Source organism: Williamsia soli (assembly GCF_017377795.1).
GTDB classification, from domain to species: domain Bacteria; phylum Actinomycetota; class Actinomycetes; order Mycobacteriales; family Mycobacteriaceae; genus Williamsia; species Williamsia soli.
The window spans coordinates 257835-280848 of sequence record NZ_JAFRDR010000006.1 but is presented as its reverse complement, the minus strand read 5'-3'; the positions used below and the strand labels follow the sequence as shown (position 1 = coordinate 280848).

Sequence of the window (23014 nt, the reverse complement as noted above, 5' to 3'; positions counted from 1 at the left end):
AAATCGATTGGTTCGCTATCCACGGCAAATAACGCTACTCCCGGGTAACCGGAAACTCTTCGGCCCACTACAGTCCTAACAAGTACGGCAATGGCGCACATGGCAAGAGGAGTCCGGTTCGATGGCAGTCAACGTGGAAATACCCGAAGGTTTCGTCGAGGGCCTCGAGGGTGTCACCGCCTTCACGACCCAGATCGCCGAACCGGACAAGAACGGCGGCAACCTTCGGTACCGGGGCGTCGACATCGAAGACCTCGTCGAGAACCAGGTCACCTTCTCCGATGTGTGGGCGCTGCTCGTCGATGGCAAGTTCGGTGACGGATTGCCGCCGGCAGAGCCGTTCCCACTCCCCATCCACACCGGTGACGTCCGCGTCGACGTGCAGGCCGGCCTGGCGATGCTCGCGCCGATCTGGGGCTACCAGCCGCTCCTCGACATCGACGACACCACCGCCCGCAACAACCTGGCTCGCGCCTCGGTGATGGCCCTGTCCTACGTCGCCCAGTCGGCTCGAGGCATCCACCGTCCCGCAGTGCCCCAGGCGACGATCGACGAATGTGACACCGTCACAGCACGATTCATGACCCGATGGAAGGGCGAGCCCGACCCCGCGCACATCCGGGCCATCGACGCCTACTGGGTCAGCGCCGCCGAACACGGCATGAACGCCTCCACCTTCACCGCCCGTGTCATCGCCTCCACCGGCGCCGACGTCGCGGCGTCCCTGTCCGGGGCGATCGGCGCCATGTCAGGGCCGCTGCACGGCGGCGCCCCGGCCCGTGTGCTCCCGATGATCGAAGAAGTCGAGAACACCGGCGACGCGCGGGCCTTGGTCAAGGGCATCCTCGACCGCAAGGAAAAGCTCATGGGGTTCGGACACCGCGTCTACCGCGCCGAGGACCCCCGCGCCCGGGTGCTGCGCCGCACCGCACAGGAGCTGAATGCACCCCGGTACGAGGTCGCTGCGGCGCTCGAGCAGGCCGCTCTGACCGAACTGCGCGAGCGTCGTCCCGACCGCGCCATCGAGACCAACGTCGAGTTCTGGGCCGCGGTCATCCTCGACTTCGCCGAGGTGCCGCCGCACATGATGCCCGCGATGTTCACCTGTGGCCGCACCGCCGGCTGGTGCGCCCACATCATGGAGCAAAAGCGCCTGGGCAAGCTGGTCCGTCCCGCGGCGCTGTACGTCGGCGCGGCTCCCCGTCGCCCCGAGGACGTCGAGGGCTGGGACACCATCGCCCCGAAGTAAATCCGGAAATGTGCCCTTCTGGCGGCCATCACCAGGGGTTTTGTTCGCCAAAAGGGCACATTATGGGGGTACGGGGGCGGTCTGGAAGACTGGACCCATGAGTGAATCGATAACCATTCCGGCCGACCTTCTGCCCTCCGACGGCCGGTTTGGTTGTGGCCCGTCGAAAGTCCGCCCCGAGCAGCTGCAGTCTCTCGTCGACACCGGCGCCTCGGTCTTCGGAACGAGTCACCGGCAGGCACCGGTCAAGAACGTCGTCGGCGCGATCCGCAGCGGCCTGGCCGATCTGTTCTCCCTGCCCGACGGGTACGAGGTCGTCCTCTCCAACGGCGGCACCACCGCCTTCTGGGATGCCGCCGCGTTCGGCCTGATCTCGAAGCGTTCGCTCAACCTCACCTACGGCGAGTTCTCGAACAAGTTCGCCACCGTCGCCAAAAAGGCCCCCTTCCTCGACGATCCGGTCGTGATCTCCACCGAGCCCGGCACCGCCCCGTCGGTCTCGACCATCGGCGCCGACCAGTTCGACGGCGTCGACCTCGTCGGCTGGGCCCACAACGAGACCTCGACGGGCGTGGCCGTACCCGTGAGCAGGCCCGAGCTCGCAGGTGACGCACTGATCGCCATCGATGCGACGTCCGGAGCGGGTGGCCTGCCGGTCAACGTCGCCGACGCCGACGTCTACTACTTCGCGCCCCAGAAGAGCTTCGCTTCCGACGGCGGCCTCTGGATTGCGCTGATGAGCCCGGCCGCGCTCGAGCGCATCGAAACCATTGGCAAGTCCGATCGCTGGTGCCCCGAGTTCCTCTCACTGCCCACTGCGGTCGACAACTCCAGCAAGAACCAGACGTACAACACGCCGGCTGTCGCGTCCCTGCTGCTGCTGGCGAACCAGCTCGAGTGGATGAACGGCCAGGGCGGACTCGACTGGTGCACCTCGCGCACCGCCGACAGCAGCTCACGGCTCTACACCTGGGCCGAGAAGAGCGAGTACGCAACGCCGTTCGTCACCGACCCCGCCTACCGCAGCCAGGTCGTGGGAACCATCGACTTCAACGACGACGTGGACGCCGCTGCTGTCGCGAAAGTGTTGCGCGCCAACGGAGTGGTCGATACCGAGCCGTACCGCAAGCTCGGCCGCAATCAGCTGCGCATCGGCATGTTCCCGGCCATCGAACCCGAGGACATCAGCAAGCTCACCGCGAGCATCGACTACGTGGTCGGCGCGCTGTAGCCGTCGGTCGGGCTGCGGAGACCCCTGCTGAGCTGGCATTTTTCCGCGTGTCACGGCAGGCGATTTCACTACACTGCATTACGCTGACGCTAATGCAGACCGACGCAAATGTAGAGGCTGGCTCCGAGACGTGAAGGAGGAGCAGATGCGTGAGCTTCGAGTCATCGGCCTGGAGCCGGACGGCAAAAAGGTGATCTGTCAGGACACCGAGTCGGGCGAGAAGTTCCGTATCCCTGCTGACGACACATTGCGAGCCGCTGCACGCGGCGACCTGACACGCATGGGTCAGATAGAGATCGAGATGGAAAGCACATTGCGGCCCCGCGAGATCCAGTCACGCATCCGGGCAGGCGCCTCGGTAGCCCAGGTCGCAGCGGCGGCAGGCGTCGGTATGGATCGGATCGAACGATTCGCTCACCCCGTGCTGCTCGAGCGTGCCCGCGCCGCCGAGCTCGCCGCCGCCGCCCATCCGCTGCGCTACGACGGTCCCGCGCTCTCGACGCTGTCCGAAGTCGTGTCGGCCGCACTCGGGGCGCGAGGACACAACCCCGACGACACCGATTGGGATGCCTGGAAGGCCGAGGACAATCGATGGGTGGTCCAGGTCAGCTGGCGCGTCGGGCGGTCCGTGAACCGGGCGCACTGGCGGTATGTGCCGGGTTCCAACTCGGGCACCGTCGAGGCGATCGACGAGGTCGCCGATGAGCTCATCGATCCGGACATCAGCAGACCATTGCGCAGCGTTCAGCCGGTCGCACCGCTGCCGGTCGACAACGATGACTCCGACCATCCGGAGCTGGCGTTCGATTACACCCCTCCGCAGGCCTCCCAGGTGGCACCGATCTCCCCCGTCTCGCGCTCAGCGCGGCTGACGGTGAAGTCCGACGGCACCGAGGCCGTGACCGTCGACGCCGACACGGTGACCGATGCCCAGGCCCGTCGTACTGCGCCCAGGCCGGATCCTCGCCCGACCCCACCCGAGCCTGAGGTCGAGGTGGAGGTGGACGTGGAGTCCGCAGAAGAGTCTGCGCCGGCGGACGATACCGGCGAAGCGTCGGTCCACGACGAGAAGTCACCCCCGTCCCGCAAACGCGGTCGCGGCAACCGGAAACCGTCCGTCCCGGCGTGGGAGGACGTACTTCTCGGGGTCCGCAGCAGTGGCAACACCTGACACAGGTTAAGTTGATCGGTACGCAAAATCGGTCGGACCACACGAAAGGCTTGCATTGGCAGCGAAAGCAGCATCCATGCTCTGGTTCGTCAATTCCAGCGATCCGGCAGCGGAGATTAGGCAGGGCCTGCGCCACGACCCGGCAACGGCCGGAGCGATCGCTGCCGCACTGCTACCAGATCTGACCGCGGTGCCGATCGGCGAAACCACGCTGGCAGATGCCGCGAATCCCGACACCGACCAGCTGTTCATCGGAAGTTACGGCGCACTGACGGTGGTGACGAGCCCCGTGCTCGCCTCGACGACACCGTCGACCCTGCCGGAGTCCTGGATCGCTGCGCTTCCGTCGGATTCGACGATCATGCTGCACACGGACCCCGAGTCATCACTGGGCGCTTTCGCCCGCTGGGACGCCGGTGAACTGCGCCGGTCGTTCTCGGCGAACCCCGTCGACATCCTCGAAAACAACGGCCTGCCCTTCGTTTTCGAGGGTCCGTTCTGGTCGGGCGAACATCCGCTGGTGTATGCCGAAGGCGCGCAACCCGATCCACAGGCCCTTCCCTTCCACCCTCAGGAGTTCGCCGAACAGGCAATCCGCGAGTGGCTGGGATTTCGCTTCACCACGCCGCTCGAAGACTCCGACACCGATCCAGCCACCATCACCGTCTCGGGCTTCGCAATCCGCCCGAAGGGCTACCAGCCGACGGAAGCCGATGTGGAACTGGGGCTTTCGACACCCGGCGCACCCACCAGCAACGTCGACACGGCGCAGGAATCAGAGCCCAGCGCCCCCGGACGTGTCGCTCGCTGGTTCGGCTTCGGCCACAAAAACTAACGCGCTCGTTCGTAGAACGCCAGCGCGGCCGCCGTCGCGACGTTGAGTGAATCGGTGCCGCGGGCCATCGGGATCCTCGCCCGCACATCGCCTGCTCGCATTGCGGTCTCGGAAAGTCCCGGCCCCTCCGCGCCCACCATGAACGCGACCCGCTCGGCGTCCACCGCGTCGGACAGTGGGACCGCAGCGGCATCCGGTGTCATGGAGACGATACGGAAATTGTTGTCGCGCAGGATATCCAGGTCTGCCGGCCAGTCTGCGGCGTGGGCGAACGGGACGAGCAGCGCATGCCCCATCGACACGCGCACCGAGCGGCGATACAGCGGATCGGCACATGCGCCGCCGAAGATCACCGCGTCGACACCGAGGCCGGCGGCATTGCGGAAGATGCTGCCGATGTTCTCGTGGTCGTTGACGCCCTCGAGCACTGCGATCGTCCGCGCCGTCGCGATCACGTCCAGCACCTCGTGCGGGACCGGCCGACGGGCCACCGCCAGGACCCCGCGATTGAGATGGAACCCGACGATGTCGGCCATCACCGCCGCACTGGCGCGATAGAACGGGACGCCTACCAAGGAAGGGTCGGTGAGAGTGGGACCGAGTTCGCGCAGTCGCTTGTCGACGCCCAGGAACGCGTGTGGCGCGAAGCGCGAGGCGACCATCCGCTCGGCCACCAGCACCCCCTCGGCGATCACCAGCCCCTTCCCGGGGCTGCCGCCGGGCAGGATCGGCAGATCAGGACGCCGGTCGACGGAGTTCAGGTCTCGGAAGTCGTCGACCCGCGGATCCGCAGGGTCGTCGATGTCGACCACGGTCACCGCGAGTTCGGGCAGGGCGTCGGCGCGGGAAGGTTGCGATCCGGGCATCCGGCTAGTCTGCCCGACGTCGGGTGTGACAAGTTGGATGGGTGAGCAACGGCAACCTGACTCTTCGTCGCGCAATCGATTCGGACTGGCAGGACATCGCGACCGCCGACGCCCGGGCGTTCGCTTTCATCGAACCGCTCGACGACGAGGCGCTGGCCGACATCCGCTCCAAAGTCGACGACGGCGACGTCGTGGTGGTCCACGACAACGTCGACCCTGATCGTCCGGTTCTGGTCGGCATCGCGATGTTCTACCGCATGGTGATGTCGGTGCCGGGCGGGTACCGCGCGAGTCTGCCCGGTCTGTCCTGGGTGTCCGTGGCGTCGACCCATCGCAGGCGCGGCATCCTGCGGATGATGATCACCGAACTCTTCGAGCAGTGGGAGCAGGAGGAGTCCGTGTTCTCCATCCTCACCGCCTCAGAGGGCACCATCTACGAACGCTTCGGTTACGGCCCCGCCTCATTCGAGCATTCCTGGCGAGTTGATCTGCGCCGGGCCGAGTTCCGCGCGCCGGCGCCTGCCGATTCACGGGTGCGGTTCGGCGAGCCCGATCAGATTCGTGACCGCGTACCCGAGCTGCACAACCGGTGGGTCTCGACCAGACCCGGCGCCATCGTGCGAGCTCCGGTGTGGTGGAACATGATCTTCGCCGACCGGCCGATGCTGCGGAACGGTCGCAGCGGACTGCACTACCTGCTGCACGCCGACGGGTACGCGAGCTACCGAATCCACCACGAGACCGAAAACACCTCGATCGCAGAGGTTTACGAGATCTTCGCAGTCACCGATGAGGCACACACAGACCTGTGGCGCGTGCTTGTCGGACTCGACCTGATCCCGGCCATCACCGCCACCACGCCGGTGGACGACCCGCTGCCACTGAAGTTGACGGACCTGCGGGCCCCGGCCGTCACCGCCATCCGCGACAGCATGTGGCTACGGATCCTCGACGTCGAGAAGGCCCTGACCCTCCGGGAATACGGCCACGACACCGAGTTCGTCCTCGAGGTCTCCGACACGTACCGCGAGTCAGGCGGCAAGTTCGCGGTGTCGATCACCGACAGCCGGGCCACCGTGACCGCAACCGACGCCGACCCGACCGTTCGAATGGACATCTCGGTGCTGGGCAGCCTGTACCTGGGCGGGTACCGGGCGGTTGATTTCGCGGCAGCGGAGCGTCTCTGGACGGCCGATGCCCCCACCCTGCACGCGGTCGATCAGGCCTTCAGCACCGACCGCAAGCCGTACGCGGGAACATTCTTCTGACTCTCAGGCCGCTTCGGCCCGGTCAGCGGCCGCTTCGGCACGGTCAGCGGCTTCTTCGGCACGATCGGCGGGGGTGGTCAGTCGCTTTCGGCGACGATCGATTCGATGATGCCGACGGCACTGCGCAGAGTGGCGAGTTGATCGTCGTCGAGGCGCTTGAGCTGGGCGCGCAGCCATTCTTCACGAGCATTCGCCTCATCGACCACGACGGCGTCACCCGTCGGGGACAGGGTCACGATCACCTGCCTGCCATCGGTGGGGTGGGGATCGCGCTTCACCAACCCCAGGTCCGCGAGTGAGGCGATCACCCTCGTCATCGACGGGGGTTGAACGCGCTCGCGGGCGGCGATCGCGCCCGGGGTCATCGGCCCCTCTCTGCGCAGGGTCGACAACGCCGACAGTTGCGTGAGTGACACCGGCGACGCATTTCTGCGGCCCCGCAGATGCCTCGTCAGTCGGACCACGGCCAGCGCCAAGTCACTCGCGAGCTTTTCGTCATTCTGGTCCACGCAGCCAGGATAAGTCAGCTTTCTGAAATTGCATGCCAAACGGGTGATGTTCATTTGTTCGACCCACCAGTGAATTACGGTTAACTTACGGTCACGGGCGATCACCTGAGTGCCTGCGCACACCGGATTTTTCGCAGGTATAACTATGTGCAGTTTTTACAAGGAGATGTACTTTCACGGCCCGAAAATCACCGTCCGCGCAATTCGAATTAGGCTGATGGTCATGGCCGATCACATCCCCGAATTGCCACGCAGGCTGACCTCGCCTGCGCCGGTCATCATCGTCGGCATGCTCGGGTGGTTGATCGCCACGGTTGTCGTCGCAGGCTGGGGCCTCGGAACCGACAACACGCTCACGATTTGTCTGGTCGGCCTCGGAGTCGGTCTGTTCGGCTGCTTCGTGGTGTCTCTGCAGAAGTGGGCGGTGCGCCGCGGGAGCCGGGCGGCCCAGCAGGGTCTGTCCTGAGCACCAGGAACGCCGCCACCGCGAGGTAGACCGATCCGAAGACCCACCCTGCCAGCACGTCGGTCATCCAGTGTGCGCCCAGGTAGACCCGCGAGATGCCGATGGCGATGGCCAATACCGGCGCCACCACCAGTACCCGACGATGCGCGCGGACCCAACCGCTGCACCAGTAGGCCGAGACCGCGATGGACCCATAGACCACGGTCGACGACATCGCGTGCCCTGACGGGAACGAGTAGCTCGACAGCTCCACCATCCGCTCCGGGATGGGCGGCCTCGGTCGCGCGATGAGCTGTTTGAGCCCGAACATGACGAGCGACCCCACCAGCGAGCCGAGCGAGACCAGCAACGCCGGCCGCCACTGCCGGTTGCTCGCGAGGACCACGGCCACCAAGGCCGCGACCACCGTGAGCACGCTGGTGTTGCCCAGGACCGTGACCGCTTTCATCGCCGAATCCCAGAAGCCGGTCCGATGATCGACCACCCAATCGAGGACCGCTTGATCGGGCCCGAACACCCTGTCGGTTTCGACGACCTCAGCCACCGAGGACATCGAACCCCGCATCCACGTGGACCATCCCATGCTCGTCACGCCACCAGGGAACCCGGTGCTCGCTGCGCTCGTCGCCGTGGCGCAGTTCGATCGTCAGCGCCTCGTGAACGCGGATGGGACCGGTGGGTAGAGCTCGGTCCTGGATCAGCGCCGACCTCAGTGCCTGCGGATGCGCCTGCCAGGTCGTGTCCTCCCCCGGCTCCGTGGGACCACCTGAGTACTGCTCGGTGGCCGTCGGGATGTCCAAGAGGTCGGCCAGTTGCGTCGCGAGGGCAAATCCCGGTGGAGCCAACGCGACCACGACGGCGGGGTCGAGGGCCGCGGCGAGCCATGGCACGTCCAACACCACCGCGTCGTCTGCGACGGATCCGGCGAGGGTGCGGAGCCCGGCCGGGGGCTCGATCCGTCCGAGATCGATACGCCCGTCTCGGAGCGCCACCGCCAGTGCGGTGTGGGTGATGGCAGCCACAGACGGGCTGATCGACCGGTCGGCATCGGCCAGGTGGGTCAGGAACATCAACGCCTGGTCGGTGTCCTCGACGTCGGCCGCGCCCAGGGCCCCGGACAGCTCATCCGCGTGCGGATGATCCAGCGGATCCAAGATTCCCGCCATGGTGTCGTCGCTCGGGGCGCGCCAGTGACCCAGCGGCGCGCCGTCGATCTCCGCGTAGTGGCGAAGCCACCAGGCCGTGTAACCGCCGCGATCGGACAGCAACGCTGCACAGTCAGGGGATTCGGCGAGCAGGCTCAGGGCCTGCGGCCACCGGTCCTGGTCGACGAGGTCGAGGTCGCGGACCGCCGAAAAGGTCTGCGGCGGATCGCCGATCGTGTCCCACCACCGCGCTTCATCGGCAAGATCGTGGTCGGGGCCTGTCGGGTATTCCTCATGGGTGACGGTGAACCCCCACCCCACCCCGAGCGCGCGAAAGGCCTCTGCACCATACGTTTCGACCCAGTCCGGGTCGACGACGCCGAACGGCGAATCGTCGATCAAAACCGACGCCAACGGGCTGTTCGGCAGCAGCAGTTCGTCAGCGGGACGCTCGTCACCGTCGGTGGTCGGCAACAACAGCTGTCCGAGCCAGGCCGGTACCGACGCGTCCGGCGCGGCGCGCAGCAGACCCAGCACGCTACGGGCGAGGTCATCACCATCCGGGTCGGATTCGATCTCACCCCGCAGCGCCGGGTCAGACAGCATCTCCGACACCGACAACTGCCGCGCACCCAGGCGTCCGAGCAGTTCATGGGCCGCCTGCGGATGAACGGTGGGTAGCCACGACGGCGCGACGACCTCGGTGTCCGGGTCGTCGGACTGCGGCGGAGGCAGTACGGTGCCACGCGCGCCGGGCATGGTGCGGCCATCGGTCAACGGCACCGGCACGGCGCCGAGTTCGTCGACCTGCCCCTGGGCGACCACCGACAGCTCGGTGTACAGCCTTCCCCACCACCGGGGTTCGCGATCGATACCGGTGAGCCGCGACGCGATGTCTGCCAGGCCGATCTCCGTCACGCCCACCGAGCGCAGCCGGGTGACGGTACTGCGGTCGGACAGGTCGGGGTGGACCAGCGTGGTGATGATCTCGCCGAGGAGTTCCGCCAGACCGGACGTCAGGTCGAGGAGGACCTCGGCGCGCTCCGGGATCAGGTCGTCGCCACCGGCACCCGGAAGCCACGGACGCGAGGACAACTCATCGACCAGGGCGCCGCGCAGGCGCTCATCGGTACGGCTCGCGGCGAACCCCGGTTCCGGAACAAGTATCGTCCGCTGGTCGATCGGCAGGGATGCGGCAAAGTCCGCGTACCCGATTGCGGCGGTGGCGATGTCGGCATCGGGATGCAAGCCGCGACGGTCAGCGGTCAGACGCACGGCGGCGATACAGATCGCCGGGACCGTGAGTTCTACGTCCGTCCTCGTCGGGGCGCGGAGCACGTCACGCTGCCGGGTCACCAGCCAGTCACCCGTCATCGGCAACAGCCAGCGGGCATGGGGAGCCGAATATTCCAGCCACCTCTGCGACCCCACCGACACCACCGAATCGGTGCGCTCCCGAGTGAACCTGTGATCGGCTACCGAAATCGTCTCGACCGCAGGCAATTCCAGTAACAGTTCGACCGCCTCCACGGCGAACTCCCGCATCATCGCCTCGGTGTCGACGTGGGGTTCCAGGCGCAGCACCACCTCGGTGTCGAAGCCGGCCGCAGGCGCGAGATCAACCGGCCAGGCGAGCCGCAGGGTCGGGACCTCCTCGGCCTCGATCCCATGAGCCGCCAACTCGCGTCGCGTGCGTTCGGCGGAGAACTCGATAGAACCACTGCCCGAACGTATCTGGACGTGACGGGTGACCGCGGCGACGGCGGTGAACCCGACCCCGAAGCGGCCCACCAGTCCGGAGCCGGTCTTGTTCGACGATCGCAACGCGGTCAGCGCTGCGGCTCCGCCTGCGTCGAGAGGACTTCCGGTGTTCGCGACGTGCAGGTCGCCGCCGTCGAGCCAGACCTTCACCACACCGGAGACCCCGGCGGCCGTTGCCGCGTCGGCGGCATTCGCCACCAGCTCCGTGAGGAGCCGATCGCGGTACCCGACCCCTACGAGGTCGGACTCAGCTGCGACGTCCTCGCGCAGCCGGGTCGGCGAGGTCAGCCAGGATTTCAGGGTCGAATCCCGGACCTCGTTGATACCGAACGGATCCGGTCCCGATCGGAGATCGGCCGCGGCAGGCACCGGCGTCAGGAGTTGGCGTGGATTTCGACCGCACCGTCGTCATACGCGTCGTACGCCGGACTGCCGGCACCCGACGGCGCCTTGACGTCTGTGTGGGCCCCGCACCCGTGATCGGCGTGCACCACCCGCCCGTCCGCGGAGAACTCGTTGGCGCACACCCCGAACGCCGCGCGCAGCGCACCGACGATCGGGAGGTAGAAACCGCAGCTGACGCAGTTGTGGCGAGCGCCTTGCGCCATGGGCGAATCCGGGCCGTATTCGCCTTCGGCCCAACGCTGCGCGGTGTCGAGGCGGGCTTCGCGAGTCATCAGCCGGTCGCGGCCCAGGCCCAGTTCCGCAACGACCTGCGTTGCCGGATCGACGGGATCGACGTCGCCGTTGTCGACGTAGCCCGGCTCCAGGCGGGGGTCGTCGGGAGGGCTGGCGAGCAGGTCGCCGGGGTGGAGGTCGCCCGGTTTGAGCCGCTCGGCCCACGGCACCCAGTCGGGCGCGGTGAGCGCCTGAGATCCGGGGAGCAGGGCGACCTCGTTGACGGTCACATCGTCGCTGTCGGGGCAGCCCGCGAGCACAACGCACCACTGCCATCCCCGGTAACCGGGGACGTCGGCGGCGAAGTAGTGGGTGACTGTGTAGCTCGCCTCGGTCACCGCGTCGAGATGCTCACCGACCTCGTCACCCTCTGCGTCGATGGCCTCCCGCGCTTGCGAGACGGCCCCGGCCAGCAACGTGGCCACGCGCTGCTGATCTGCCTGCTCATGATCAGTTGCTGTGTCTGCCTGCTCGGTTACCGCGTTCACCCCTCCAGTGTGCCGTATCGCAACTCGCCGCAGGCGCCCGAGGGTTGGTCGGCCAACCGGAGATAGGGAACAATCGTGGAAGTGAACCGAGGAAATGCACCACGTGATCCTCGTGCGACCTCCTCGGATCGGGGCAGAGCCGCGCGAGACCCTTCCGGTTCCTCGCAGAATGACCCCACTCGGCGCGACCCGCGGCAGGCTCCTCGGCCGTCGCCTGCCGCGCATCCGGGGGCCGCGAACTACCCGGTCGACGGCGCTGCCGGCCCGAGGCTGCCACCGCGCCAGGGCCCCCCGCCGCCGCGGCAGCGACCGCCGGGACCCCCTCCGGCCGGACCCCCGCCCGGTAATCCGGCACCCGGAAACCCACCGACTGCGGCGTATCCCCCGCCAGGGGCAACCCGCCACGAGACCCGGCAGCAGACCTCGCACAATCCGCACCTGCCACCACTCGACGAGACCGACTACCACCGCGACGACAAGCAGCGCGCGATGCCCCGCAAGCTCACAGTGACGCGGGTGGCAGCGCTGCGAGGGCGCGAACTGACGTCCAAGGGCATCGGCAAGATCCACCAGGCCGCCACGGCCGACGGCGCCGACCGTTCGGGTCTGACCGCGCTCACCTACCCGACCGTCGTCAACTTCGCCGTCGACGCCGCCATGACCATCGCCTTGGCGAACACCCTGTTCTTCGCCGCGGCGAGCGCCGAGTCCAAGGGCAAGGTCGGCCTCTATCTGTTGCTGACCATCGCGCCGTTCGCGATCATCGCACCGCTGATCGGGCCGATGCTCGACAAGCTGCAGCGCGGCCGCCGTATCGCGATGGCCGGGACGTTCGTCGGTCGCACGCTCCTGGCCGTGTTGATCATGACCAACTGCGGGTGGGACGCCGCCGCGGGTCAGCTGACGTACGACCCGTGGGTGCTCTATCCCAGCGCACTCGGAATGTTGGTGCTGTCCAAATCCTTTGGCGTCCTGAAGTCCGCGGTGACGCCTCGGGTACTGCCGCCGTCGATCGACCTGGTGCGGGTGAACTCCCGGCTGACCACCTTCGGACTGGTCGGCGGAACCATCATCGGCGGCGGTGTCGCCGCGCTGTGCGAGGTCCTGCTCGGCAAGGTGCTGCCACTCCATCTCCCGGGCGCGATGGTGTGGCTGGCCATCATCACCGTCGTAGGCGCCGTCCTGTGCATGCGGATCCCCTCGTGGGTCGAGGTCACCGCCGGCGAAGTCCCCACCACGCTGACCTACCACGGCGAACCCGCCCGGCATTCACAGCCGCGCAACAACTCCGGCCCCGCTCCCACCGAGGCGCCGAGTGAGAAGCAGTCGCCGGTCAAAGCTCTCGCGGCCAGCATCCGCCAACCCCTGGGCCGCAATGTCCTGGTGGGCCTGTGGGGCAACGGCACGATTCGCATCCTCACCGGCTTCCTGACCCTGTTCATCGCGTTCTACGCCAAATCGCAGCAAGGCGGGGGCAGCGGATGGGCGCAGGTGGCGATGCTGGGCGCCGTCGGAGCCGCGGCCGGCATCGGCAACTTCATCGGCAACGCCACCGGCACCCGCCTCGAGCTGAAGAACCCGCAGAACATCATCGTGATGGTGACCGGGGCCTGCATGGTCGTCGCGGCCGTGGCCGCCATCTTCAGCAACCTGCTGCTCATCGCCATCGCGGCACTGATCGCCTCGGGCACCAGCGCCATCGGAAAGGTGTGCCTCGACTCCTCGATCCAGGATGACCTGCCCGACGAGTCCCGCGCCTCTGCCTTCGGTCGCTCCGAAACCGTGCTGCAGATGAGCTGGGTGTTCGGCGCATCGCTCGGAGTCCTGCTGCCGCCCAACCTCACCATCGGTTTCGGTGTGGTCGCGGGACTGCTGGCACTCGGATTCATCCAGACCTTCGCCACCAACCGGGGATCGACCCTCGTCCCCGGCTTCGGCGGCAGACGACCAGACATGACAATGCCGACCGGTGCGATCCACATCGATCCCACAACCCGCGAGGCCTGGAACAAAGGTGCACACGGCGCATGACCTTGTCCTCCGGCGAAAAGAAATTCTTCGCCATCTTCTCGATCGTCGCCGTCCTCTTCGTCGTCATCGTCGCCGGTTCGGTGGCTGTGCTGACGTCCGGACACGAGGCCGACGACACCCCGTACGTGCAGGTGGCCAGCGGTGACAAGCTCGTCCGGGTCGAGCCGCTCAAGTACTGCAGCATCGACCTCGCCGAGTGCAACAGGGAGGTCCTCGACCCGCCGGCCCGAGTTCCGGTGAAGGTCGGCGAGACCATGATGCTGTCGCTCTCATCAGAACTGGCGGTCGGCCCGTGGACCCTGGTGGTGCAGTACCTCACCGCGGAGGGCTCCGACATCGGCGACGAGGTCTTCTACCCCAGCGATTCGGCACGAACGATCACGCTCGATTCGACCCGCGACAGAATCCTCGCCGCCGTCGAGATCAAACAACCCTCGCAGGTCGAGGACGAGTTCGGCTTCGTACCCCGCGGGATCTGGGGAATCGACACCCTCCCGGACGGCGTCGAGGTGCCCGCTCAGAGCTGAGCGGGCGGGCGTCAGTTCTCGAGCTCGCGGGCCACGGCCCGTACGACCTCGGAGATCATCTGCGCCGTCTTGCGATCGGGATAACGCCCCTTGCGCAGATCCGGCTGCACCTTGCCCTCGAGCAGCGTGACGAGGTCGGCGATCATGCCGTGCAGTTCGTCGGTGGTGTGCTTCTTCGGCTGATCTTTCCGAGCGGCCTCGCGCGTGTTCTTGGCGACGCTCGGCGCCGGATCAAGCACCTTCACCGACAACGCCTGCGGACCACGACGTCCCGCGGCCATCCCGAACTCGACCTTCTGGCCGGGTTTGAGAGCCTCGATCCCATCAGGGAGCGCGGACGAACGCACGTAGACGTCTTCGCCCTCATCTTGCGAGAGAAAGCCGAAGCCCTTCTCCGCGTCGTACCACTTCACCTTGCCGCTGGGCACTGCGCTCACCCTCATCTGCTCGTCATCAAACAAAACGAAAGCGCCCGCTGTGACGGTAGGTCCAGCCAGACGCGTTTGGAGTCAGTCTAGCCCCTGGCCCCGGCGGGCAGCACAGGGGTTTTCCGGCCCCCGGCGGACTGCACTACCGTTGACCACATGCGTAAAACCGACGGCAACCTGCTCCTGCGGGTGGCACTGGGGCTCTTCGCGATCGGGCTCGTCGCACTGGCCGTGCTGTTTCTGATGACGCCGATCACCGGTGAGAGCGCACCGCTGTTCGTCTATCTACTGACCATGTGCGCGCCGCTCGGATTTTTACTCGGGCTGATTTTTGCCCTGCGATCAGGCCGACGGCAGCGTGCCGAGCGGCGCAACCCGACCGGCGACACCCGGGCGAACTAGGCTGATCACTGACATGACGACACCAATCGACGGAGCCCTCACGCCGACCAGCGATGGATCGGCCCTACGGCGCGCCTACAGCTGTTTCCCGACCGGTGTGGTGGCAGTCTGCCATCAGTCCGGTGATCAATCGATCGGCCTGGCCGCCAGCTCATTTGCGACGGTCTCCCTCGACCCGCCGCTGGTGTCACTGTGCGTGCAGAACGAGTCGACCACGTGGCCGAAACTCCGCAATGCGCCGGTCCTCGGGGTGTCGGTCTTCGCCCACGATCAGGACGCCGAGTGCAAACAACTCGCCGGAGCCGCGGATCGCCGCTTCACCGGGCTCGAACTCGAGACGACCGAGGACGGGGCGCTGTTCATCGGCGGCGCCGTCGCCCAGCTCTCCTGCACCATCTACAACGAGATCCCCGCAGGCGACCACAGCCTGGTGTTGCTCAAGGTCAACGCCCTACGCGCCGACCCGGTCCAGGAACCGCTGGTCTTTCACGCGAGCACCTTCCGCGCCCTGGAACGAAAGAAGGCGTCAGCGCCGCATTAGCGGACCCAGTGACAGACGACGCCCGCACGTGCGGATGTGGTCGTGGTCATCACCCCCGTCGCCCCGACCGTCGGCCGGCACAAACCGTAGGCTGGGAGCTGTGACTGTCATCGCTCTCGGCATGCCGAGCGGCTTGTCCGCGCAGAAGCCCGTTCTGCGCGACGCCGCCATGCCCACCAGCGGACCCATGGTCGACACCTTTGGGCGGGCCGTACGTGATCTGCGTGTCTCGGTCACCGACCGCTGCAACCTGCGCTGCACCTACTGCATGCCCGCAGAGGGACTCGATTGGCTTGCGCGGGACAAAGTTCTGACCGCGGAGGAAATCGTTCGGGCGGTCTCGATCGGCGTTCGGCATCTCGGCGTCGAGGCGGTGCGCTTCACCGGCGGTGAACCATTGCTACGGAAAGACCTGCCCGACATCATCGAGGCCGTCGCCGCACTGGACCCACGTCCAGAGGTCGCGCTCACCACCAACGGCCTGGGTCTGAAACATCAGGCCAAGACGCTGGCCGACGCCGGGCTGAACCGGGTGAACGTATCGCTCGACACGGTCGACGCGGCCAGATTCGCCGCGATCACGCGTCGTGACCGGCTCCCCGATGTGCTCGCCGGCCTGGAGGCGGCGGCAGCGGCCGGCCTGTTCCCGGTGAAGGTGAACGCTGTCCTCGACACCGAGCACGGTCTCGACGATGCCACCGCCCTGCTCCGACTGTGCCTGGATCGCGGCTACGAGCTCCGCATCATCGAGCAGATGCCTCTCGACGCCGAGCATCACTGGTCGCGCACCACGATGATCACCGCGGATCAGATCTTGGAGCGACTGCAACGGGAATTCGATCTGCGCCCGGATACCGCACCACGAGGCGCTGCGCCCGCTCAGCGCTGGACCGTCGAGGGGTACCTCGGTGCCGACGGGAAACCGGCTCGCGTGGGGGTCATCGCATCGGTCACGCGGCCGTTTTGTGGAGACTGTGACCGCACCCGCCTGACCGCCGACGGACAGCTGCGCAACTGCCTCTTCGCCACCGATGAGACAGACTTGGCTGGTTTACTGAAGTCAACTTCGTCTTCAGATGAAGAAATCGCGCTGCGGTGGCGCGAATCCACCTGGGGCAAACTTCCAGGCCACGGCGTCAACGAACCGGGCTTCTTGCAGCCGTCCCGACCGATGTCTGCGATCGGCGGCTGAGATGGAGATCTGCGTCCGTTTCTTCGCCGCAGCCCAAGCCGCCGCGGGGACCGAACAAACTGTGGTGAAGCTCACTGACAAAGCCACTCTTGCCGATCTGGAAATTGCGTTGGGTCAACAGAATCCAGAGTTGGCCAACGTACTGAACCGATGCTCGTATCTGCATGAGTCGATCGCCGTTCGCGACCGTTCGCGGGTGCTGTCGAGCGGGGACACCGTCGACGTGCTCCCACCCTTCGCGGGCGGCTGAGACCACCGACGGGTGGTCGGCGATCGGGTCGATCGACCCACATCGGCGCCTCAATCCTTCGAATGACGTAGTGACCTTCATCACATAACGGTACGGTCACGGTACGGACACGGGACGACAGTCATAGCGATGAGCAGCGCGAATAGCATATGAACGCGAAATGGCGTCCCGACACGTCAAACACCTCACTTCGCAAAGATGTGTGTCGACCCGAATTAACACGTACCGTCTGACTCGGTTGATCTGATCGACCGCAACGCAATTGAATATTCCCGGCTCGCCGCGCCCAACCTCGTCCCGCGAACCGAGAACACAACAAACGCAATTCAGGGACGAGGACGGGGGACCCAAACATCTCCTGGAGATCACCGGGCTGCCGACGATCGAAAGCGTCACGCTTTCATCCGACGGAGTCCTTGGGGTGTAGTTCCACTGGAACCGAGCAACCTCTCGCTCGAACCCGACAGCTGACTTCGTAGGCGCGTGGAGAGAGGAAGCAAACTCATGTCAGGACGTCATCGTCAGTCGACCAGCACCGGTCGCACCCTTGCCAAGATCGCTGTCACCTCTGCCGTGATCGGTGGCGGAGCAGGCCTCGCGTTCGCAGGCGGCGGCAACGCCGGTGCAGCAACCGACGCCGAGTGGGACACCGTCGCCGCGTGCGAATCGGGCGGCAACTGGGCCATCAACACCGGCAACGGATACCAGGGCGGACTGCAGTTCTCCCCCAGCACCTGGGCGGGCCACGGTGGCACCGAGTTCGCACCGTCCGCGGACCAGGCCACCCGTGAGCAGCAGATCGCCGTTGCCGAGCGCGTGCTCGCCAACCAGGGCAAGGGCGCATGGCCCACCTGCGGCACCGGCCTCAGCGGCGCCACCGAGCGCAGCGCGCCTGCTCCCGAGGCTGCCCCCAGCCTCGAGATCCCGGCCCTGCCCCAGGTCCAGCTCCCGGACCTCGCAGCACAGACCGATGAGATCGCGAACCAGCTCAAGGCCTCGATCACCGATCCCGCCATCCAGGCCCTGATCGACCAGGCCAACGCCGCCGGCGATCTCGATGCCGGCCAGATCGCCTTCTTCAACCAGTACAAGGACGTTCTGCCCCTCTCCTGATCCTGCACTTCACGGAGACCCAGACGAAGGGCCTCGCACGCGACATCTGAGTCCGTGCGGGGCCCTTTTCCATCCCTCCGGCGCGGTTCCGCCCAAACTGGTCAGCGGGTGGGTGCCGGGAAGAGCGTCTTCTCGAGCGTGATGTCACCCTCGGCTTCGTCGACGAACTCGGCAAGGCTGTGGCCGGCGAGGATCTCCGAGACCGCAGCAATGACCCGGGGGTCCGCCGGTTCGACCTCATGGACGAGGTCGGGAATCGGGGCCACCCGGTACTGGCCACCGTCGAGACGTCCGTCCGCCAGTTCCTCGTCACTACGAATCGAGTAGTACGCCGTGTCGCCCGGGGTGTCGTCTCCGGCGACGAGATCGGCGATGAACGGTGTCACCGGGCAGCCGTCCCAACCGAATCCGGGCAGTTGCGCGCAGCCGCCAGGAGATCCGTACTGCGGGGTGCCGATGGCGATGTAGGTGTCGACCAGGTCCGATCCACCGAGGGTCTTGAGATAACTGCGGGCCGAAAGTCCGCCGTAGCTGTGGCCGACGATCGCCACCGACTCGACGTCGGCACCTGCGGTGGCTCTCGCGACCGCAGCCTTGACCACGCGGGTGTCGGCGGGGAGATCGAGGCCTTTCACATCCACCGTGTGGACGGTGTACCCCTGCGCGGTGAGCTCAGCTGCCATGTCGCGGTATTGATCCCGGCTCGTGGTCCCGGGAGTGGCCTGCTGGCCGGGCACCAGGACGACGATGCGCTCCCCCGTCGCAACTCCGCCGGCCGATGCGGCCGGTGTGGACAGAGAGCCGACTGCAATCAGCAGGACCACGGCAGACAGCATGCGCGTTAGGTAAGCCTTGGTTTTCATGCTCGGACCGTACCGGTCTACCGCGCGATCTTCAATCGCAACCCGGAGAACGTCAGGCCGATCCGACCCACTCGTCGGAACCATCGGCGAAGATCTGGTGTTTCCACACCGGGAGTTGGGCTTTCACCTCATCGACGAGGAGTGCACAGGTGGCGAAGGCGGCGCCACGATGGTCAGCGGCGACGGCGACCACCAGTGCGGCGTCACCGATCGAGAGGTCACCGATCCGATGCGACACCGCGACCGCCCGTACCCCGTCGGCGCCGGCCGCCACGTCGGCGACCACCCTCGCGACGACATCGGCCGCGGTGGGGTGGGCGCTGTAGTTCAGTGCGGTGACGTCCCGGCCACCGTCGTGGTTGCGTACAGCACCGACGAAGCTCACGATCGCCCCTGCTGTGCCACCCGCGGCATCGGTCGCGAGTTGCTCGTGAAAAGCGGTCGACAACAGCTCTTCTGTGACCGCCGCCCGCGCGACGACGGCAGCCATCAGTGGTCGCCTCCGTTGATCTGATCGACGGCATGGGCGAGCACCGGGTCCAGCACCTCGAGGCCGTCCTTCACCCCGCCGGTCGAGCCGGGCAGGTTCACGATCAGGGTGCGGCCCGCCGTACCGGCGACGCCCCGCGAGAGAACGGCGGTGGGCACCTTCGGCAGCCCACTGCGGCGAATGGCGTCGGCAAGGCCCGGGATCTGCCGGTCGAGCACCGCGGCGGTCTGTTCGGGCGTGTGATCGGTGGGGCTCAATCCGGTACCACCCGTGGTGATCACGACGGCGGTCCCCTGCGAGATGGCCTCGCGTAAGGCGCGCCCCACCGGTTCTCCATCGGGGACGACGATCGGGTCGGGCACCACGTAGCCACGCTCCCGCAGCCAGGTGACGATGATCGGTCCGCAGCGGTCGGGGTAGACACCGCCTGCTGCTCGGGTCGAGGCAACCACCACCACGGCGTTCGGGTCAGTCATCGCCCGCCTCAGGATCACGTTTCCAGTGCCCCTTCTTCCCGCCGGTCTTCTCGTACAGACCGATGTCGGTCATCGATGCGCGTGCATCGACCGCTTTGACCATGTCGTGGAGAGTGAGACCGGTCACGGCGACGGCGGTCAAGGCTTCCATCTCCACACCGGTGCGGTCGGTGGTCACAGCAGTGACCCGGACCTCGATCGACTCCTCGCCGAGGTCGAAGTCGACGGTCACGGAACTGAGCGCGACCTGGTGACAGAGCGGGATGAGTTCAGAGGTCTTCTTCGCCGCCATGATCCCCGCGATCCGGGCCGTGGCGAGAGCGTCACCCTTGGGCAACCCGTTGGACGAGAGCAAGGTGATCACTTCGGCTGTGGTCCGAAAAGTGCCGGTGGCCACAGCTTTTCGCATCGTCGCGGGTTTGCCGCCCACATCGACCATGCGAGCCGCCCCGGCATCGTCGAGATGACTGAGGCGTCCGCCCTCGGCCGACGTCGTCACCGGATCAGCGATTGACGGAGGTCTTCGGGTGGATGTACGGGAGATCCTCGACGGGCAGTGGGAACTCCACATCACCGAACGGCGACAGCGACCCGGACACGTTGGCCGCGAACTCGCTGACCGCGTGCTCGCCTTCGGGAACTACCGGCCAGCCATTGTCGACGTACTTCTTCTTTTCAGCCACGGGCGTCATTCTGCCATGAACCACCGGCATATCATCGGCTGGATGAAGACCGAGGCGCCAACCACTCTGGCCGACGACCTCGCGGGCCGCGACGACGACCAGCTGCTCGACCTCATGCACTCGCGTCCCGACCTGGCGAGCCCACCACCGCCCGGGGTCGCGGTGCTCGCGCAACGGGCCCTGTCGGCCGCATCGGTCAACCGCAGCGGCGAAGAACTGGACCTGCCGACGGTCGCAATACTCGAGACGGTGAGCGCACTCGGCCCGTCCCCGGTGACCACCGCGGCCATCGTCGACGCGCTGTCCGGCCGGTTGGATCCGGCAGACATCCGCGCCCGGATCGACAGACTGATCGACCTCGCCCTGCTCTGGGGACCTCCCGAGGCCCTGGTCAGCGGCCCGCACCTGGCCGCAGCCTGGCCCTGGCGTTCACGGCTGGCGACGGCCGCGATCAACACGCTGACCCTCGAGGAGATCCGGGAGAAGCTCGCCGCACTGCCCGAGCGTGAACGAGAGCTGCTCGGCACGCTGGCCTCCGGGCCCGGTCTCGGTCGCACTCGCGACGCCGCACTCGGCCCCGACTCGGATCGTCCGGTGCCGCGGTTGGTGCACGAGGATCTGCTGGTCGTCGTCGACGATCAGACGGTGGAGTTGCCGGTGGTCGTCGGCCAGCTGATCCGCGGCGAAGACCCGTCCGAGCCGGCCGATCTCCGGCCACCGGAACTGACCGGCGCCGGGGGCCGGAAGATCACCCTCGGCGAGGTCGACGCCGCGGCTGCAGGTGAAGCCCTGGAATTCCTCCGGCATGCCGCCGACACCCTCGGCACCCTGGGAGCACAGCCCGCGGCGGTGCTGCGGGCGGGCGGAATGGGCGTGCGGGAGATCCGCCGGCTGGCAAAGCTGGTCGGTGTCGACGAGAAACGCATCGGCCTTGTGCTGGAGGTTCTGGCCGAGCTACGGCTCATCGACTCCGGATTCCCCGTTCCCGACATCTCCGACGGGGTCGAACCGTCCTGGGCGCCCACCTCTTCGACGGACAGCTGGATCCATCAGGCCGCCGAGCGACGGTGGTTCTCGATCGCGACGGCGTGGGTGAACCTGCAGCGGCGCCCGTGGCAGATCGGCGGCCGCACCCCCGAAGGCACACCCATCGGGGCCTTGGTCGGCGAGATGGCCGAGGGTGCCGCCCGGGCCGAACGGCTGCTGGTGCTCGAGGCACTCGGTGCGGCACAGCCCGGTGCCGACGTCACGCCGGTGTCGGTGGCCAGGTACATCGCCTGGCGACACCCGCGATGGGTGCGCCGGATGCCGCGAACGACGATCAACGAAACCCTTTCCGAGGCACAGGCTCTGGGGTTGGTCGCCCACGGCGCACTGACGTCGGCGGGGCGCCACCTGGTCGCGGCAGGTGCCGCCGACGACGTGGAGAAGCACACCGTGGCGGCGATGGCCAGATCGATCCCGCCACCCATCGATTTCTTTCTCGCCCAGGCTGATCAGACGGTCACCGCGCCCGGGCCGCTCACACCCGAACTCGCCGCCGACCTCGCCCTGGTCGCCGACCTCGAATCCGGCGGCGCCGCATCGGTCTATCGCGTCTCCGAGTCGTCGGTCCGGCGCGCACTCGACGCCGGCCGCACCGGGACCGAGCTGGTCACCTTCTTCACCACACACTCGAAAACACCCGTTCCACAATCGATCACCTATCTGATCGACGATGTGGCACGCAAGCACGGTCAGTTGCGCGTCGGCGTCGCCACCTCGTTCATCCGGTGCGAAGACGCGACCATGCTGGCAGCGGTTCTCAGTTCCCCTGTCGCCGAGCAGCTCTCCCTGAGAGCTCTGGCACCGACGGTCGCGGTGAGCACCGACCCGTTGATCGAGGTCCTCGAAGCCCTCCGCGCAGCGGGTTTCGCCCCGGCGGGGGAAGACACGACCGGCGCACTGGTGGATCTGCGCTCGCGGGGCGCCCGGCTGCCGACACCCCGGGAGCGCCGGACGGCGCGCACGTCGGCGCTCGTGCCCCCGACCCGGGACCGGCTGGCCACCGTCGTCACCCACATGCGATCACAGGATGCGGCCAACGCGGCCGTGGCCACCAGGATCGGCGCCGGTGGTTCTGCGGTCACCGGCGGCGGCACGCCGGCCGCGGCGCTGCTGCAGACCGCGTTGAACACCAAACGCACCGTGCGTCTGGGGTACGTCAACGCACAGGGGTTCGCCAGCAAGCACATCGTCGCACCCCGGATGATCGGCGCGGGGCAGGTCGTCGCGGTCGAACCCGGCAGCGAAGAAGAGCACCGTTTCTCGCTGCACCGGATCACCACGGTCGAAATCGTCGACTGACCTCC

General features: G+C 67.0%; 25 protein-coding genes and 1 riboswitch. Of the genes, 14 read left to right on the top strand and 11 right to left on the bottom strand.

Annotated features, from left to right (window positions below; genetic code table 11):
- Positions 1-121 precede the first annotated feature (121 nt).
- The 4 genes from J3S28_RS17960 to J3S28_RS17945 all read left to right on the top strand — a co-directional run bounded on the left by J3S28_RS17960 (position 122) and on the right by J3S28_RS17945 (position 4486).
- Entirely contained in the window at positions 122-1249 is a 1128-nt protein-coding gene (locus tag J3S28_RS17960; protein WP_207842071.1) for a citrate synthase 2, read from the top strand.
- Between the two features lie 97 nt (positions 1250-1346).
- Positions 1347-2480 (top strand): phosphoserine transaminase, encoded by a 1134-nt coding sequence (gene serC, locus J3S28_RS17955; RefSeq protein WP_207842070.1) that lies wholly within the window; start codon positions 1347-1349, stop codon positions 2478-2480.
- A gap of 145 nt (positions 2481-2625) precedes the next feature.
- Positions 2626-3651, top strand: a complete 1026-nt coding sequence (sepH, locus tag J3S28_RS17950) for a septation protein SepH (protein WP_207842069.1) — start codon at positions 2626-2628, stop codon at positions 3649-3651.
- A 76-nt stretch (positions 3652-3727) separates the two neighbouring features.
- Positions 3728-4486, top strand: coding sequence for a DUF6928 family protein (locus tag J3S28_RS17945; protein ID WP_207842068.1), 759 nt, complete (start codon positions 3728-3730; stop codon positions 4484-4486).
- On the opposite strand, the gene J3S28_RS17940 is transcribed toward J3S28_RS17945, so the two are convergent.
- On the bottom strand, positions 4483-5319 hold the full coding sequence (locus J3S28_RS17940) for a TrmH family RNA methyltransferase (protein WP_207842185.1): 837 nt from the start codon (positions 5317-5319) through the stop codon (positions 4483-4485). The two genes, J3S28_RS17945 and J3S28_RS17940, sit on opposite strands and share 4 nt — an antisense overlap.
- A 74-nt stretch (positions 5320-5393) precedes the next feature.
- On the opposite strand from J3S28_RS17940, the gene J3S28_RS17935 reads away from it, so the two are divergent.
- Entirely contained in the window at positions 5394-6620 is a 1227-nt protein-coding gene (locus J3S28_RS17935; protein ID WP_207842067.1) for a GNAT family N-acetyltransferase, read from the top strand.
- A gap of 77 nt (positions 6621-6697) precedes the next feature.
- Here J3S28_RS17935 and J3S28_RS17930 read toward each other — a convergent pair whose 3' ends face one another.
- On the bottom strand, positions 6698-7129 hold the full coding sequence (locus tag J3S28_RS17930; protein ID WP_307797233.1) for an Rv0880 family HTH-type transcriptional regulator: 432 nt from the start codon (positions 7127-7129) through the stop codon (positions 6698-6700).
- 145 nt (positions 7130-7274) lie between these two features.
- Here J3S28_RS17930 and J3S28_RS17925 point away from each other — a divergent pair, with 145 nt between their 5' ends.
- Complete coding sequence (locus J3S28_RS17925; RefSeq protein WP_372436026.1) at positions 7275-7595, top strand: DUF2530 domain-containing protein; 321 nt, start codon at positions 7275-7277, stop codon at positions 7593-7595.
- Here the strand turns inward: J3S28_RS17925 and J3S28_RS17920 are convergent.
- Genes J3S28_RS17920 through J3S28_RS17910 form a run of 3 tightly spaced genes read right to left on the bottom strand, consistent with a single transcriptional unit; the run spans position 7483 to position 11667 of the window.
- The gene (locus tag J3S28_RS17920) at positions 7483-8148 is read right to left on the bottom strand and encodes a phosphatase PAP2 family protein (RefSeq protein WP_237341720.1); all 666 of its coding nucleotides are present in this window, start codon (positions 8146-8148) and stop codon (positions 7483-7485) included. The genes J3S28_RS17925 and J3S28_RS17920 overlap by 113 nt on opposite strands.
- Positions 8132-10870, bottom strand: coding sequence for a sacsin N-terminal ATP-binding-like domain-containing protein (locus tag J3S28_RS17915; RefSeq protein WP_207842066.1), 2739 nt, complete (start codon positions 10868-10870; stop codon positions 8132-8134). The genes J3S28_RS17920 and J3S28_RS17915 overlap by 17 nt, the downstream gene beginning before the upstream one ends.
- Positions 10871-10875: 5 nt before the next feature.
- Positions 10876-11667 (bottom strand): DUF3027 domain-containing protein, encoded by a 792-nt coding sequence (locus tag J3S28_RS17910; RefSeq protein ID WP_372436025.1) that lies wholly within the window; start codon positions 11665-11667, stop codon positions 10876-10878.
- Between the two features lie 81 nt (positions 11668-11748).
- On the opposite strand from J3S28_RS17910, the gene J3S28_RS17905 reads away from it, so the two are divergent.
- Positions 11749-13698 carry an MFS transporter gene (locus J3S28_RS17905; protein WP_307797232.1) on the top strand — a complete coding sequence of 650 codons (1950 nt, stop codon included), beginning with the start codon at positions 11749-11751 and terminating at the stop codon, positions 13696-13698.
- Entirely contained in the window at positions 13695-14225 is a 531-nt protein-coding gene (locus J3S28_RS17900; RefSeq protein ID WP_207842065.1) for a DUF2771 family protein, read from the top strand. The genes J3S28_RS17905 and J3S28_RS17900 overlap by 4 nt, the downstream gene beginning before the upstream one ends.
- 11 nt (positions 14226-14236) lie before the next feature.
- Here the strand turns inward: J3S28_RS17900 and J3S28_RS17895 are convergent, their stop codons facing one another.
- Positions 14237-14653: a cold-shock protein gene (locus J3S28_RS17895; protein WP_084893485.1), complete on the bottom strand. Its 417-nt coding sequence runs from the start codon at positions 14651-14653 to the stop codon at positions 14237-14239.
- A 156-nt stretch (positions 14654-14809) separates the two neighbouring features.
- Between J3S28_RS17895 and J3S28_RS17890 the strand changes: the two genes are divergently transcribed.
- The 5 genes from J3S28_RS17890 (at position 14810) to J3S28_RS17870 (ending at position 18151) form a co-directional block, all read left to right on the top strand.
- Positions 14810-15055 carry a hypothetical protein gene (locus J3S28_RS17890; RefSeq protein ID WP_207842064.1) on the top strand — a complete coding sequence of 82 codons (246 nt, stop codon included), beginning with the start codon at positions 14810-14812 and terminating at the stop codon, positions 15053-15055.
- A gap of 13 nt (positions 15056-15068) precedes the next feature.
- Entirely contained in the window at positions 15069-15596 is a 528-nt protein-coding gene (locus J3S28_RS17885) for a flavin reductase family protein (RefSeq protein ID WP_207842063.1), read from the top strand.
- 169 nt (positions 15597-15765) lie between these two features.
- The gene (gene moaA, locus J3S28_RS17880; RefSeq protein ID WP_237341762.1) at positions 15766-16788 is read left to right on the top strand and encodes a GTP 3',8-cyclase MoaA; all 1023 of its coding nucleotides are present in this window, start codon (positions 15766-15768) and stop codon (positions 16786-16788) included.
- 1 nt (position 16789) lies between these two features.
- Positions 16790-17038, top strand: coding sequence for a MoaD/ThiS family protein (locus J3S28_RS17875; RefSeq protein ID WP_207842062.1), 249 nt, complete (start codon positions 16790-16792; stop codon positions 17036-17038).
- Positions 17039-17348: 310 nt separating this feature from the next.
- A riboswitch (cyclic di-AMP (ydaO/yuaA leader) is annotated at positions 17349-17536 on the top strand.
- A gap of 6 nt (positions 17537-17542) precedes the next feature.
- On the top strand, positions 17543-18151 hold the full coding sequence (locus J3S28_RS17870; protein ID WP_207842061.1) for a transglycosylase family protein: 609 nt from the start codon (positions 17543-17545) through the stop codon (positions 18149-18151).
- A 101-nt stretch (positions 18152-18252) separates the two neighbouring features.
- Here J3S28_RS17870 and J3S28_RS17865 read toward each other — a convergent pair whose 3' ends face one another.
- The 5 genes from J3S28_RS17865 to J3S28_RS17845 form a co-directional block, all read right to left on the bottom strand.
- Positions 18253-19014, bottom strand: a complete 762-nt coding sequence (locus J3S28_RS17865) for a PGAP1-like alpha/beta domain-containing protein (protein WP_207842060.1) — start codon at positions 19012-19014, stop codon at positions 18253-18255.
- 52 nt (positions 19015-19066) lie between these two features.
- Positions 19067-19504 (bottom strand): molybdenum cofactor biosynthesis protein MoaE, encoded by a 438-nt coding sequence (locus tag J3S28_RS17860; RefSeq protein ID WP_207842059.1) that lies wholly within the window; start codon positions 19502-19504, stop codon positions 19067-19069.
- On the bottom strand, positions 19504-19980 hold the full coding sequence (locus J3S28_RS17855) for a MogA/MoaB family molybdenum cofactor biosynthesis protein (protein ID WP_207842058.1): 477 nt from the start codon (positions 19978-19980) through the stop codon (positions 19504-19506). Before J3S28_RS17855 ends, J3S28_RS17860 begins: the two co-directional genes overlap by 1 nt.
- Complete coding sequence (gene moaC / locus J3S28_RS17850; RefSeq protein ID WP_237341761.1) at positions 19973-20419, bottom strand: cyclic pyranopterin monophosphate synthase MoaC; 447 nt, start codon at positions 20417-20419, stop codon at positions 19973-19975. The genes J3S28_RS17855 and moaC overlap by 8 nt, the downstream gene beginning before the upstream one ends.
- A 64-nt stretch (positions 20420-20483) precedes the next feature.
- A complete protein-coding gene (locus J3S28_RS17845; RefSeq protein WP_110469776.1) occupies positions 20484-20672 on the bottom strand; it encodes a hypothetical protein in 189 nt (62 codons plus the stop codon).
- A gap of 33 nt (positions 20673-20705) precedes the next feature.
- Here J3S28_RS17845 and J3S28_RS17840 point away from each other — a divergent pair, with 33 nt between their 5' ends.
- The gene (locus J3S28_RS17840) at positions 20706-23009 is read left to right on the top strand and encodes a helicase-associated domain-containing protein (protein WP_207842056.1); all 2304 of its coding nucleotides are present in this window, start codon (positions 20706-20708) and stop codon (positions 23007-23009) included.
- The last annotated feature ends 5 nt before the right edge of the window (positions 23010-23014 follow it).

What these genes read in the sequence shown, in the direction of transcription:
- J3S28_RS17860 (WP_207842059.1), bottom strand. Translation starts at nt 19,504, where the DNA reads ATGGCTGCCGTCGTCGCGCGGGCGGCGGTCACAGAAGAGCTGTTGTCG.
- J3S28_RS17945 (WP_207842068.1), top strand. Translation starts at nt 3,728, where the DNA reads ATGCTCTGGTTCGTCAATTCCAGCGATCCGGCAGCGGAGATTAGGCAG.
- J3S28_RS17855 (WP_207842058.1), bottom strand. Translation starts at nt 19,980, where the DNA reads ATGACTGACCCGAACGCCGTGGTGGTGGTTGCCTCGACCCGAGCAGCA.
- J3S28_RS17885 (WP_207842063.1), top strand. Translation starts at nt 15,069, where the DNA reads ATGACGACACCAATCGACGGAGCCCTCACGCCGACCAGCGATGGATCG.
- moaA (WP_237341762.1), top strand. Translation starts at nt 15,766, where the DNA reads ATGCCCACCAGCGGACCCATGGTCGACACCTTTGGGCGGGCCGTACGT.
- J3S28_RS17900 (WP_207842065.1), top strand. Translation starts at nt 13,695, where the DNA reads ATGACCTTGTCCTCCGGCGAAAAGAAATTCTTCGCCATCTTCTCGATC.
- J3S28_RS17875 (WP_207842062.1), top strand. Translation starts at nt 16,790, where the DNA reads ATGGAGATCTGCGTCCGTTTCTTCGCCGCAGCCCAAGCCGCCGCGGGG.
- J3S28_RS17920 (WP_237341720.1), bottom strand. Translation starts at nt 8,148, where the DNA reads ATGTCCTCGGTGGCTGAGGTCGTCGAAACCGACAGGGTGTTCGGGCCC.
- J3S28_RS17960 (WP_207842071.1), top strand. Translation starts at nt 122, where the DNA reads ATGGCAGTCAACGTGGAAATACCCGAAGGTTTCGTCGAGGGCCTCGAG.
- sepH (WP_207842069.1), top strand. Translation starts at nt 2,626, where the DNA reads ATGCGTGAGCTTCGAGTCATCGGCCTGGAGCCGGACGGCAAAAAGGTG.
- J3S28_RS17865 (WP_207842060.1), bottom strand. Translation starts at nt 19,014, where the DNA reads ATGAAAACCAAGGCTTACCTAACGCGCATGCTGTCTGCCGTGGTCCTG.
- J3S28_RS17845 (WP_110469776.1), bottom strand. Translation starts at nt 20,672, where the DNA reads ATGACGCCCGTGGCTGAAAAGAAGAAGTACGTCGACAATGGCTGGCCG.
- J3S28_RS17890 (WP_207842064.1), top strand. Translation starts at nt 14,810, where the DNA reads ATGCGTAAAACCGACGGCAACCTGCTCCTGCGGGTGGCACTGGGGCTC.
- J3S28_RS17925 (WP_372436026.1), top strand. Translation starts at nt 7,275, where the DNA reads ATGTGCAGTTTTTACAAGGAGATGTACTTTCACGGCCCGAAAATCACC.
- serC (WP_207842070.1), top strand. Translation starts at nt 1,347, where the DNA reads ATGAGTGAATCGATAACCATTCCGGCCGACCTTCTGCCCTCCGACGGC.
- moaC (WP_237341761.1), bottom strand. Translation starts at nt 20,419, where the DNA reads ATGGTCGATGTGGGCGGCAAACCCGCGACGATGCGAAAAGCTGTGGCC.
- J3S28_RS17840 (WP_207842056.1), top strand. Translation starts at nt 20,706, where the DNA reads ATGAAGACCGAGGCGCCAACCACTCTGGCCGACGACCTCGCGGGCCGC.
- J3S28_RS17870 (WP_207842061.1), top strand. Translation starts at nt 17,543, where the DNA reads ATGTCAGGACGTCATCGTCAGTCGACCAGCACCGGTCGCACCCTTGCC.